This is a genomic window from Rhizobium sp. AG855 (assembly GCF_003610655.1).
In the GTDB taxonomy this organism is placed as follows: domain Bacteria; phylum Pseudomonadota; class Alphaproteobacteria; order Rhizobiales; family Rhizobiaceae; genus Allorhizobium; species Allorhizobium wuzhouense.
Genome location: NZ_RAQG01000003.1, coordinates 242383 through 254950, shown reverse-complemented (window position 1 = coordinate 254950; position 12568 = coordinate 242383). Strand labels below are relative to the sequence as shown.

General features: G+C 61.7%; 12 protein-coding genes. 1 reads left to right on the top strand and 11 read right to left on the bottom strand.

Annotation, left to right across the window (positions count from 1 at the left end; genetic code table 11):
• Window position 1 precedes the first annotated feature (1 nt).
• The 6 genes from DFO46_RS01190 to DFO46_RS01165 all read right to left on the bottom strand — a co-directional run bounded on the left by DFO46_RS01190 (window position 2) and on the right by DFO46_RS01165 (window position 5919).
• Window positions 2–853 carry a GNAT family N-acetyltransferase gene (locus tag DFO46_RS01190; RefSeq protein ID WP_120276054.1) on the bottom strand — a complete coding sequence of 284 codons (852 nt, stop codon included), beginning with the start codon at window positions 851–853 and terminating at the stop codon, window positions 2–4.
• A complete protein-coding gene (locus DFO46_RS01185) occupies window positions 850–1593 on the bottom strand; it encodes an aspartate/glutamate racemase family protein (protein WP_120276053.1) in 744 nt (247 codons plus the stop codon). The genes DFO46_RS01190 and DFO46_RS01185 overlap by 4 nt, the downstream gene beginning before the upstream one ends.
• 5 nt (window positions 1594–1598) lie before the next feature.
• Window positions 1599–2417, bottom strand: a complete 819-nt coding sequence (locus tag DFO46_RS01180) for an ABC transporter permease (protein ID WP_120276052.1) — start codon at window positions 2415–2417, stop codon at window positions 1599–1601.
• A gap of 1 nt (window position 2418) precedes the next feature.
• On the bottom strand, window positions 2419–3324 hold the full coding sequence (locus DFO46_RS01175) for an ABC transporter permease (RefSeq protein WP_120276051.1): 906 nt from the start codon (window positions 3322–3324) through the stop codon (window positions 2419–2421).
• A gap of 185 nt (window positions 3325–3509) precedes the next feature.
• Window positions 3510–4799 (bottom strand): PotD/PotF family extracellular solute-binding protein, encoded by a 1290-nt coding sequence (locus DFO46_RS01170; RefSeq protein WP_120276050.1) that lies wholly within the window; start codon window positions 4797–4799, stop codon window positions 3510–3512.
• Between the two features lie 31 nt (window positions 4800–4830).
• A complete protein-coding gene (locus DFO46_RS01165) occupies window positions 4831–5919 on the bottom strand; it encodes an ABC transporter ATP-binding protein (RefSeq protein ID WP_120276049.1) in 1089 nt (362 codons plus the stop codon).
• A 258-nt stretch (window positions 5920–6177) separates the two neighbouring features.
• Between DFO46_RS01165 and DFO46_RS01160 the strand changes: the two genes are divergently transcribed.
• Window positions 6178–6891 (top strand): GntR family transcriptional regulator, encoded by a 714-nt coding sequence (locus DFO46_RS01160; protein ID WP_120276048.1) that lies wholly within the window; start codon window positions 6178–6180, stop codon window positions 6889–6891.
• A 19-nt stretch (window positions 6892–6910) separates the two neighbouring features.
• On the opposite strand, the gene DFO46_RS01155 is transcribed toward DFO46_RS01160, so the two are convergent.
• The 5 genes from DFO46_RS01155 to ytfQ form a co-directional block, all read right to left on the bottom strand.
• Window positions 6911–7645: a FadR/GntR family transcriptional regulator gene (locus DFO46_RS01155; RefSeq protein ID WP_120276047.1), complete on the bottom strand. Its 735-nt coding sequence runs from the start codon at window positions 7643–7645 to the stop codon at window positions 6911–6913.
• Window positions 7642–8622 (bottom strand): galactofuranose ABC transporter, permease protein YjfF, encoded by a 981-nt coding sequence (gene yjfF, locus DFO46_RS01150; protein WP_120276046.1) that lies wholly within the window; start codon window positions 8620–8622, stop codon window positions 7642–7644. Before yjfF ends, DFO46_RS01155 begins: the two co-directional genes overlap by 4 nt.
• Window positions 8619–9659, bottom strand: coding sequence for an ABC transporter permease (locus DFO46_RS01145; protein ID WP_120276045.1), 1041 nt, complete (start codon window positions 9657–9659; stop codon window positions 8619–8621). Before DFO46_RS01145 ends, yjfF begins: the two co-directional genes overlap by 4 nt.
• Window positions 9656–11179 carry a sugar ABC transporter ATP-binding protein gene (locus DFO46_RS01140; protein WP_120276044.1) on the bottom strand — a complete coding sequence of 508 codons (1524 nt, stop codon included), beginning with the start codon at window positions 11177–11179 and terminating at the stop codon, window positions 9656–9658. The genes DFO46_RS01145 and DFO46_RS01140 overlap by 4 nt, the downstream gene beginning before the upstream one ends.
• A gap of 105 nt (window positions 11180–11284) precedes the next feature.
• Complete coding sequence (gene ytfQ / locus DFO46_RS01135; RefSeq protein WP_110792616.1) at window positions 11285–12241, bottom strand: galactofuranose ABC transporter, galactofuranose-binding protein YtfQ; 957 nt, start codon at window positions 12239–12241, stop codon at window positions 11285–11287.
• Window positions 12242–12568 lie beyond the last annotated feature (327 nt).

Below are 12568 nucleotides of genomic sequence, written 5' to 3'. Positions count from 1 at the left end.
ATCAGCCGAGCTCCAGCGTCGTGATCGCGTAAACGCCGGCGTTTTGCAGCACGGGTGGCTGGCCACGATACATGCGCGCCGTCTGGAAGCCCGGCTTGAACCCCAGACGTTCCAGCAGATAGCGGAAGCCTTGCTGATAGCCGGGCACATCCAGATGGATCTCCGCACCCGTCAGATTTGCCAGGCAGACCTTCAAGAGATCCTCGGCCGTTCTCCCATCGACGGCAAAGAGCGGCCCGATCTTGTGACCACTGCGGCAGGGGCGAACCACCGCATAGCCCGCCACCGCACCCTGCCGGCGGCAGATGAAGGCACGGCGCGGCGGTTGAAGCCAGATGCTGAGGAAATCGTCCCGCCTCTCCGGAAAGAAGTTGCGATCGAAGGCGAGAATGTCGGCGATATCCCTCTCGCCTGCAGCATGGCAGGCGGCATCGGCTCGCGTCATGGCCGGCACGCGCTCGATGCTCCAGCGCACCGTGTCATAGGCCGGCACAAAACCCATGCGACCATAATTCGCCTGCTGCTCGACCACGCCGTCGAGTCCGATCACCCGACCACTGAGATGCGCCATGCCGGCATCCCAAACCAGCCGACCGAGACCACGTCCTCGAAAATCCGGGTGGCAGATATAAAGACCGATGAAACCGAAACCGGTCCCGTAGCGCACGGCGGAAATTCCGGCCGCGAACCGCCCGTCGACGAAACAGCCGATGAAACCATCAGGGTCTGCTGCGCGGAAAGCTGCGGCATCACCATGCCCCGGATTCCAGCCCTCCAGTGCCGCCCAGTCGATGAGGTCCTCAACCTCGCTTAGCGTCAGCACGCGGATCTGCACATCACCCGTCATGCTCATACGCCCATGGCTTCCGGCGAAAAGCGCGCGAGGTCACCGTGATAGGGCTTGCGCACCGGCGTCGCATAGGCGCCGCGCTTGGCTGTCGAAAGCCCCAGCGCCACCAGCGCTTCCGCCTGCTTGACCGCCGCAGCAACGCCATCGACGACGGGAACACCGAATTCCAGCCTCAGCGCAGCCGTCAGGTCCGCCATGCCGGCACAGCCGAGCACGATCGCCTCTGCCTTGTCGTCCTTCAGCGCCGCAGAGATTTCGCTGCGCAGCCGGTCGCGGGCATTCGAATTCGGGTCTTCGAGCGACAACACCGGCACATCCGCCGCCCGCACCTTGCAGCGAGAGCCCATGCCGTAGCGAAGCACGAGATGTTCGACCGGCAGCCGCGACCGCTCCATGGTGGTCACGATCGAAAACCGCTGGGCGATGAAGGCGGTGGCGGAAACAGCCGCCTCGCAGATCCCAATCACCGGGATCGAGGCGAGTGCACGGGCGGCATCGAGACCGGTGTCGTCGAAGCAGGCAATCACGATTGCATCCGCCCCCGCGCGCTCAGCCTTGGCGATCTCCGCCAGAAGTCCTGGAATGGCAAAGACCTCGTCGTAATAGCCTTCGATCGAGACCGGGCCCATGGACGAGGTGATTGCCTCAATTTCGGTATCCGCATGCGCCACCCGCCGCGCGGCGTCCGCGATGGTCGCGGTCATGCTGGCGGTGGTGTTCGGATTGATGACGGCGATTTTCATGCAACTCAGCCCTGGCTTCTGCGGCGGTTCATCGCGACGATGAGGCCAAGCGTGCCGCCGATGACCAGCAGCGAAAACAGCGTGGTGACCGTGCCGAGCGCATAGAGGACGGGTGTCGTGACATTGGTCGTCATGCCGTAGATCTCGAGCGGCAGCGTGTTGTAGGTGCCCGACGTCATCAGCGTGCGGGCGAATTCGTCATAGGAGAGGGTGAAGCCGAAGAGCCCGACGCCGATCAGTGGCGGTGCGATCATCGGCAGCACCACATGCCGGAAGGTCTGCCAGGAGGTGGCGCCGAGGTCTCGGGCCGCTTCTTCGTATGAGGGTGAAAAGCGGTTGAAGATGGCGAACATGATCAAGACGCCGAAGGGTAGCGTCCAGGTGAGATGCGCACCAAAGCCGGAGGTGTACCAGGCGGGCTGGAAACCGAGCTGGCTAAACAACACGCCGATGCCGAGCGAGATGATGATCGACGGCACGACGAGGCTGGCGACCGAGAGATAGAAGAGTGGCGTTGCCCCGACGAATTTGCGGCGGAAGGCAAGGCCAGCCAGCAGCGAGACGACGACGGTGACGATCATGACCATCAGGCCGAGCACAAAGGAGCGGCGGAACGAGCCGCCGAAATCACCCACCGCCTGCGTCTCGAACAGATTGGCGAACCAGTGCAGGGACACGCCGTTGAGCGGGAAGGTCAAACCGCCATTCGGCCCCTGGAAGGACAAGATGACGATGGCCGACAGCGGCCCATAGAGGAAGAGCACGAAGAGCGCGAAAAAGGCGGCGAGAATATAGAATTCGCGGGGGCGCTTGTCGGAATGCATCTCAGAGCTCCTTCCGGATATCGACGACGCGCAGGATCGCCGCGACCATCAGCAACACGAGGATCAGGAGCACCACGGCATTGGCGGCAGCGGCCGGATATTGCAGCAGCGACATCTGGTTCTTCATCATCAGCGCAACGGACGCGCTCTGGCCGCCGGACATGACCTGCACCGTGGAGAAATCGGCCATGACCAGTGTCACGACGAAAATGGTGCCGATCGCCATGCCGGGCTTGGAGAGCGGCAGGATGACATTGGTCAGGATCTGCCAGCCGCTGGCCCCGGCATCGCGTGCGGCTTCCAGAAGCGACCGGTCGATGCGCATCATCGTGTTGAAGATCGGGGTGACCATGAACAGCGTGTAGAGATGCACCATGGCGAGCACCACGGCGAAATCGGAATAGAGCAGCCACTCGATCGGCTGCGGCACGATGCCGGCACTGACCAGCGCCGAATTGATCAACCCGTTGCGCCCGAGCACCGGGATCCAGGAGATCATGCGGATGATGTTCGACGTCAGGAAGGGTACGGTGCAGACGAGAAAGAGTACGCTCTGCATGGCGGACGTCCGCACGTGGAAGGCGAGGAAATAGGCGACCCAGAAGCCCACGAACAGCGTGATCGTCCAGACGATGAAGGCGAATTTCAAGGTGTTGAGATAGGTCTTCCAGGTCACCCAGGAGCCCAGCGTCTCCGTATAGTTGAAGGTGACAAAGTCGGGATACATCTGGGCGAAGTCGTAGTCCCAGAAGGACACCGTTGCGATCATCAGGATCGGCAGCAGCAGGAAGCAGCCGAGGATCAGCGCCAGCGGCGTTGCCTGCAGATAGGAGACAAGCCCGAGCGGCACACGGATCACGCGTTTCGGCTTCGGCGCGCCGACGCCCAGAAATCGGACTTCTACCATGTCGTTAGGTCTCCAATCGCTGCGGGAAAGTGCGGACCGAGAGAGTTGCCCCTCATCCGGCTGCCGCCACCTTCTCCCCGCAAGCGGGGAGAAGACACTTGTGGCACGGTCGCGGCTCCCCCTTCTCCCCGCTTGCGGGGAGAAGGTCCCGGCAGGGGGATGAGGGGCGGGCGACCGCAGTAAGATCAAGCCGCGATGAACTCGTTCCAGCGGCGGACCATGTAGCGGTCTTCGTCCATGACCGAGTTCCAGCAGGCGACCTTGCCCATGCGCTCTTCGAAGGAGCCGCCGTCGCGGATAGCGCCGGCCTTCTCCATGACCTTGCCTTCCGGAGACATGATGTCGCCCGTCGCGGACTTGCCCTCGATCCAGTAGCCCCATTCGTCCGGTGTCATGAAGCCCTTGGCAGTTTCCATGCAGGCCGAGTAGTAGCCCTGGCGGTTGAGATAGCCGCCGACCCAGCCGGACGTGTACCAGTTGATGTATTCATAGGCGGCATCGAGCTGTGCACCCTCGAGATGGGCTGCGAGACCAAGACCGCCGCCCCACGAGCGATAGCCTTCCTTGAGCGGCTGATACTTGCAGGCGATGCCCTTGGAACGGACGGCGGCAACGGCCGGCGACCACATCGACTGGATGACGACTTCGCCCGAGGCCATCAGGTTGACCGACTCGTCGAACGACTTCCAGAAGGCGCGGAACTGGCCGTCCTGCTTGGCCTTGATGAGGAAGTCGATCGTCGTGTCGATCTCGGCCTTCGTCATATTGCCCTTGTCGGCATATTTGATGATGCCCATGGCTTCGCAGATCATCGCGGCATCCATGATGCCGATGCTGGGAATGTTGAGAATCGAGGTCTTGCCCTTGAAGGCCGGATCCATGATGTCGGCCCAGGAGGTGATCTCGCGACCGACGAGATCAGGACGGATGCCGAGTGTGTCGGCATTGTAGATCGTCGGCATCATCGTGAAGAGTTCGGTTTCGCCGGAGGCAAAGGTCTTGGCGTCCTTGCTCTCGACATAACCCACGGTGTGCGGCGCGGTGCCCTGCGCAATCACGCTGTCGGGCAGCAGCTTGCCGGTTTTGAACAGCGGCACAACCTTGTCGTAATATTTGAGCTTCTTCGTTTCCATCGGCTGGATCACGCCGGTCGGATAGACCTTCTTCAGGATCCAGTATTCGATGTCGGCGATGTCATAGGAGTTCGGCTGGGTCACGGCGCGCTGGGCAGCAGCGTCGGAATCGGTCGCGGTCATTTCAAGCGTGATGCCGAGGTCCTTCTTGCACTGCTCGGCAATCGCATTGATGTTCGACACGCCGGTGCCGAACTGGCGGAGCGTAATGTTCGACTGGGCCCAGATGGTCGGGAAGCCGGTGATGGCACCGGAACCGGCGGCGAGGCCGGCTGCGGCAGAGGCCGTTTTCAGAAATGTGCGGCGCGAAACGCCCTTGGGGGTCTTCTTGCTGGCAGTCATTGCTGTTCTCCTGGTTTTATTGGTTTTGGCTTCACTTCTCGACACGTCCGAGGACGATCGAATCCTGCTTGTCCCATGACAGGGTCACGCCCTCGCCGACCTTCACCGGCGAAGCGAAAAAGGCCGCGTCGCTGAGGACGGCGGTAAATTCATCGGTGAAGGCCGTGGTGACGGTCAGTTTCACCTTGGCGCCGAGATATTCGACATTGGAGACAATGCCATCGAAGCCGAGCCCCGCGACCGAGGCCGGACCGATCCGGACATGGTCGGTGCGGATGGCGATCTCGGCCGTGTCTTGCTCTGCGGGTGCGGTGCCGCCGGCATAGAAGCGCCCGCCACCGACCACCTCGATGAAGAGCCCATCCGCCTCGGGCGCGACGATCCGACCGGAAAGCACATTGTGATCCCCCATGAAGCGGGCAACAAAACCGGTGGCCGGCTTTTCAAACACCGTGCGCGGCGTCGCCGCCTGCTCGATACGACCCTCGTTCATCACGACGATGAGGTCTGCCAGGGCCATCGCCTCTTCCTGGCTATGGGTCACGTGCACGAAGGTGATGCCGAGCGTCGTCTGCAGCTTCTTCAACTCCGCCCGCATGCGGATCTTGAGAAAGGGATCGAGCGCCGAGAGCGGCTCGTCGAGCAGCAGCGCCTCGGGCTTGGTAATCAGTGCGCGGGCCAGCGCCACGCGCTGCTGCTGGCCACCCGAGAGCTGCGCCGGCCGACGGCTGGCATAGGGCTCCAGCTGCATCAGCTTCAGCATCTCCATCGCCTCGCGGCGCCGGGTGTCCTTGTCGACACCCTTCATCTTCAAACTGAAGGCAACATTGTCGACAAGATCGAGATGCGGGAAGAGCGCATAGGACTGGAACATCATCGCCGTTCCCCGGCTGGCCGGCGGCAGATCGGTGACATTGGCATTGCCGAAGATCACGTCGCCGGACGAGACACTCTCATGGCCCGCGATCATCCGAAGCGTCGACGTCTTGCCGCAGCCGGAGGGGCCCAACAGGCAGCAGTAGGTGCCGGCCGGGACCTTGAGACTGATGGCATGCACGGCCGTGGCGTTGCCATAGACCTTGGAGACGGCTGCAAGTTCGATCTCGGCGGCTTTCGTCATGACGGCTCCTTCTGCTGCCGTAGACGATGCATAAGCCGTGCCAATTGCGCAGCGGCCAGCCAAACCATTGAATTGTCAGGGATGGAATATTGTGTCGCTGCATCAATGTGCAGCCTGCACGAATGCATGCACACGAATTAGTCGATTGAGGCCAATCGATATATGAGATTGTATGCAATCTAGTGCCGCAATATTTTTCGTGGCCTTCCCCTCGCCCGACATGCTGGCTAAAAGAAAGAACGACAGCGGAATGGACCCATGAACGCGAAGAACTCGTTGCGCCGACATCTCGACCCGAACCAGGAAGACCGCGCCCGCGCGATCCGGGATGCGCTGCGCGATGCGATCGTCGACCGTCGCTTGGCGCCCGGCACGAAATTGTCGGAAGCGGAGGTCGGCACGTTGTTCGACGTCAGCCGCACGGTGGTGCGCGATGCCCTGCAGATGCTGGCCTTCGAGGGGCTTGTCCGCACCGAGCGCAATCGCGGCGCCTTCGTCTCCAATCCGAGCACCGAGGAGGCCCGTCAGGTCTTCGCCTCCCGACGCCTGATCGAGGCCGGCATCATTGCGGCCGCGTCCGAACGGATCACGGCCGAAGAGATCGCAGCCTTTCGCGAGCATCTGAAGGAAGAAGCCCGCTATCGCGCCGAACGCGGCGCATCCGCCCGCAGAGCAGAGATCAAGGCATCCGGCGATTTCCACCTGATGCTGGCCAAGGTCGCCGGAAACCAGGTGCTGGAAAAATTCATGGACGAACTGGTGGCCCGTTCCTCCCTCGTCATCGCGCTTTATGGCCGCACCGGCGTCTCCAGCTGCGGCCATGACGAGCACGACGAGATCCTGAACGCGCTGGAACGCGGCGACGTGGAACACGCGACCGGGCTGATGCTGCACCATATCGACCACATCGAAGCCGACCTTGACCTCTCGGTGGCAGAGGTGCGAACGCTCAAGGACGCACTGGAACTCTGACCTGCCCGCCTGTCATGGATCAGGTGCCCAAGGCAATCTGCCGGTCGTGCTCGATCGTTTCCAGCATGGCAGCGCGCGTTCCTGACTCGTCACCATATTCGATGCGCTGGACCAGCATCTTGTGTTTGTCCAGGATGGCGACCAGCACCTCCTCCTCGGGCGCATCCACAAGCCGCTGGTAGGCGAAGGCGTGGGCAAGCTCGATCACGCCGTAAAGTGCGCGAATGAAGGGATTGTGAGCCGCATCCGCGATGATGCGATGCAATTCGAAATCGGCCAGCGCAAAATTCTGCGGCGATGTGAGCGACGTCTCCATCTGCCGGATCCAGTAGAGCATCAGGCGGATCTGGTCGGCCGTGCGCCGCCGCGCCACCTCGGCCGCCGCGATTGGCTCAAGCGAGCGGCGCACTTCGTGCAGGCCGGAGAGAAATTCCGCATCCGGCGGCGCATCCAGATGCCAGGCCAGAACCTGCGGATCATAGAGGTTCCAGCGGCTTTTCTTGGCGACCTTAGTGCCAACCTTTGGCCGCGCCTCCAAGAGACCTTTGGCCTCCAGCGTTTTCAAAGCTTCCCGCAGCACCGTGCGCGACACCTCGAAATCGGCCATGAGTTCGGCGTCGTTCGGGAGCGTCGTCCCGATCGGATAGCGGCCGGAGATGACTCCGGCCCCGATTTCATTGATCACGTGCGAATGGAAGTTACGTGCCGTCGACCGCCCGGACAGGGAGCGAAGAAGGCTCCCCGGCTCACTCATGCAGGGCCCTTCTTCAGCCGAGCCCGCCCGGTCTGTGCGTTGAAGACCAGTTTCTGGAGCAGGATGAACATGAAGAGCAAGAACCCGATGGCGATTTTGGTCCACCAGCTGGAGAGTGTTCCGTCAAAGACGATGTAAGTCTGGACAAGGCCCTGCAGCATGACCCCGATCAGGGTTCCGAAAATGAAACCATAACCGCCCGTCAATAGCGTTCCGCCTATCACCACGGCTGCAATCGAGTCAAGTTCGATGCCCACCGCCGCCAAGGGGTAACCGGCAGAGGTGTAGAGTGAATAGACGATGCCCGAGAGACCGCCAAGGAAGGACGACAGGGCATAGATGCCGACAGTCACGCGGCCGGTCGGCACCCCCATCAGCGAAGCCGAGGTGGCATTGCCGCCAATCGCATAGACATAGGAGCCAAAGCGGGTCTTGTGGGCGATGAAACCGCAGACAAGGAAGGTGCCAAGCATCAGCAGACCGATGGCGCTGAGGCGCCCGCCACCCGGCAGCTTGTAGTACAGGCTGGAAATCGTCCGGTAGAACTCGTGATCGATCGGGATCGAATCCTGGCTGAGAACCGACGCGAAACCACGGGCAAGGAACATGCCGGCCAGCGTCACGATGAAGGGCGGCACCTGCAGGAAGTGGATGGCCGCACCCATCGAGGCACCGAAGGCGGCCGCCAGAACCAGCACGATGGCGAAGACCGCGAGCGGATGCATGCCGACCCAGGAAATCAGGATGGCGGTGACAACGCCGGTCAACCCGATCACCGCACCAACGGAGAGATCGATCCCGCCGGAAAGGATGACAAAGGTGGCGCCGACGGCAGCAATGCCGAGAAAGGCATTGTCGGTTAGGAAATTGCCGAAGACGCGCGTCGACCACATGCCGGGATACTGGAAGATGCACACGGCATAGGCGATCACGAAGATGAGGGTGGTCGCGGCGAGAGGGCGATAACGCGGATTCATCGTGCCTGTCCCGAAGTTTGGCTTGAAGTCTGGGGCGCAGGGGCGGCCGGCTGGCGAGGGCCGAACTTGCGTCCGAGCACCTGGGCGATCCGGGCGGACTGCAGCACCAGAATGATGATGATCATGCCGGCCTTGACGATCAGGTTGAATTCCGGCGGGAAACCCGACACGAGAACGCCCGTGTTCATGGCCTGGATGATGATGGCGCCAAGCACCGACATCGGGATCGAAAAGCGGCCTCCCAGCAACGAGGTGCCACCGATCACGACCGCGAGGATCGCATCAAGCTCAAGCCAGAGGCCGGCATTGTTGGCGTCCGCGCCACGGATGTCGGCGGCGGCGATGATGCCGGCCGTCGCGGCGCAGAAGCCGCCAAAGGCATAGATGCAGAGAATGACGACCTTGCTGCGCAAACCGGTATAGTTCGCCGCCGACAGGTTGATCCCGATCGCCTCGATGAAAAGACCGATCGCGGTGCGGCGCATGAAGAGATGCGCGACAATCATCAGCACGATGGCAATGACGGCGGGCATCGGCAGCCCGAACAACGAGCCAGTGCCGACGAAGATCAGCGCGGGGTCGGAGAAGGTCACGATCGACCCTTCGGTGATCAACTGCGCCACGCCTCGCCCGGCCACCATCAGCACCAGCGTCGCAACGAAGGGCTGGATTCCGAGATAGGCGACAAGGATGCCGTTCCAGAGACCACAGAGGATGCCGACGGCAAGAGCGGCGAGAAGCGTCACAATCAGTGGCTGACCGGCAACCGCACAGGTCGCGGCAACCGCACCGGCAACCGCCATCACGGCACCGACCGACAGGTCCACGCCCTTGGTCGCAATGATCGCGGTCATCCCGATCGCGAGGATTGCGACAGGCGCACCGCGATTGATGACGTCGATGAGGCTGCCGAACAGACGACCATCCTGCCAGGTGATGTTGAAGAAGCCGGGAAAGACGACCCAGTTGAAAAACAGCACGCCGGCAAGCGCCAGGAGCTGCGGGGAAATGATGCGGGACATGGAGAGCCTTTTCATGCCTCGACCTCCGCCGGTTGGGCGGCAATGGTCTGGACGATGACGCCGGGAGTGATATCGGCGCCATGCAGTTCGGCGACCATCTTGCGGTCGCGCATGACGACGACACGCGAGGAATAGCTGACGATTTCGTCGAGCTCGGACGAGATGACCACGAGCGCCAGCCCATCCTCGCGCAACCGGCTGATCATGCGCACGATCTCGGCATGGGCGCCGACATCGATGCCGCGCGTCGGCTCGTCGAGGATGAGGAAGCGCGGATCGGTAGCGAGCCAGCGGGCGAGGATCACCTTCTGCTGATTGCCGCCGGAGAGGAGCTTGACCGGCAGCTCGGCAGAGGCCGTGCGAATGTCGAGCGCCTCGATGAAATTGCCGGCGATCTCCAGCTGTTCGTCGCGGTTGAGCGCCTTGAACCAGCCGAGCCGCGCCTGCATGGCAATGACGATATTCTCGCGCACGGACAAATCGCCGAAGATGCCGTCGATCTTGCGGTCTTCCGGGCAGAAGCCGAAGCCGAGCTCGACGGCATCGCGCGGATTGCGCACCTGGCGCGTCGCGCCGTCGATCTTGATCGAGCCACTGTCGGCCTGATCGATGCCGAACATAAGCCGCGCCATCTCGGTGCGGCCGGACCCCAGCAATCCGGCCACACCGACGACTTCGCCTCGATGGATCTTGAGGTCGAAGGGACGCACCGTATTGGTCAATCCGAAATTCTCGAACGTCATCAGCGTTTCGCCGACCTCGGCTTCTTCACCGATAACGTCGGGATGATGGAAGGCGAGATCCTTGCCCAGCATCATGCGGACCAGGCTGGTGCGGTCGAGCGAGGCAATGGCTTCCGTGCCGACAAGCCGGCCGTTGCGCAGGACCGTCACGCGATCGGAGAGTTCGAACACCTGGTCGAGGAAATGGGTGATGAAAACGATGGCCAGACCGCGGTCGCGCAGCTGTCGGATGATGCCGAACAGCTTCTCCACTTCGGACCGGTCGAGGCTGGCGGTGGGCTCGTCGAGAATGAGAACCTTGCCGGAAAGCTCCACCGCCCGCGCAATCGCGATGATCTGCTGCACGGCGACGGAGAAGGTGGAAAGCTCGGCCTTGACGTCGATATCGAGGCCGTAGGTCGCAAGAATTTCACGCGACTTGCGCTCCATCTGGCGCTTGTCGACCAGACCGAAGCGGCTCACCGGCTGCCGACCGATGAAGAGATTGTCGACGACGGTCATGTTCGGCAGGAGGTTCACCTCCTGGTAGACGGTACCGATGCCGAGGGCCTGGGCCTGCTGCGGCGTCGTGAAATTCACGGCCTCACCATCGACCGTGATCGTCCCGCCGTCAGGAATATAGGCACCCGTGAGGATCTTGATCAGCGTCGACTTGCCGGCACCGTTTTCACCGAGCAAAGCGTGGATCTCGCCGCGATGGAACGCGATGTCGACCTTGTCCAGCGCCGTGTGATTGCCGAACGTCTTGATGATGCCCGCAGCGGCGAGCACGATGGATGGATTGTCGGTCATGTGCCTCTTCCCCCTCTCCCACGAAGCTATCTCCGGACGCGGTCCGATGAAAGCGGCAACGACCCCGTCACCAGGAAATGACGGGGTCGCTCCGGGAGGGTTACCTTAGTAACCGAGGCCCTTGCGGTTGTCGTATTCACCCTGCGGATTGTCGGCAGGGGTATACAGCTTGGATTCCGTGATGATGAACTTCTCGGGCTCCTTGCCGTCCTTCAGGAAGGCATCAAGCGCGTCGAAGGCCGGACCTGCCATGTTCGGGGTCAGTTCCACGGTGGCATTGGCTTCGCCGGCCACCATGGCGGCGAAGATATCCGGAACGGCGTCGATCGAGACGACGAGGATGTCGGTGCCCGGCTTCAGACCAGCGTCCTTGATGGCCTGGATGCCGCCGACAGCCATGTCGTCGTTATGGGCATACATCGCGCAGATGTCCTTGCCGCCATTTTCGGCCTTCAGGAAGCCTTCCATGACTTCCTTGCCCTTGGCGCGGGTGAAGTCACCGGTCTGGCTGCGAGCGATCGTGATGTTCGACTTGCCGGCAATGGCTTCTTCGAAGCCCTTCTTGCGGTTGATCGCAGGCGTCGAACCGACGGTGCCCTGCAGTTCGACCACCTTGCACGGCTTGTCGCCGACCGTCTTGACCAGCCACTCACCGGCAACGCGACCTTCCTTGACCTGGTCGGAAGCGACAGACGTCAGGTAAAGATCCTGCGGCGCGTCCACACCACGGTCGAGCAGGATGACCGGGATCTTGGCTTCCTTGGCTTCCGTCAGCACGTCTTCCCAACCGGTTGCGACAACGGGCGCAACGAGAATGGCGTCGACGCCCTGAGCGATAAAGCCGCGAAGTGCCTTGATCTGGTTTTCCTGCTTCTGCTGAGCATCTGCAAATTTTAGGGTAATGCCACGCTTTTCGGCTTCGAGCTTGGTGACGGAAGTTTCAGCCGCGCGCCAGCCGGACTCGGAACCAATCTGAGAAAAACCGACTGTCAGATCTGCCGCCATGGCAGCAGTGCAGCTAAGTGCAATCACGCTCGCGCTAAGCGCGAGCTTGCGTACAATATTCATGATGTCCTCCCTAAGAAAGACACCGCCTCCACGGTGTCTGCCATTATGCATAGGCAAGAGTTTGCAACCTGTAAAGATGAAAAGTACTATTATATGTTGTGCGCTGCAGCATGAATTGGACCACCGTTCCTTGGCGCCACTTGATCACCTGACCTCAACGGTTGGCGCAATCTGACGCCGCAGCGCTCAGCCGCCGGAGGACGCGATGGCTCGCCGCCCCCGGAAATAGCACCCCTAATTCTCGTAATGGCTTGTTAACCACGTTTGTTTATATGTGAACCCGCACGATGCCTGTGCCTCGGTGAGCGATTCGAAGCTCGA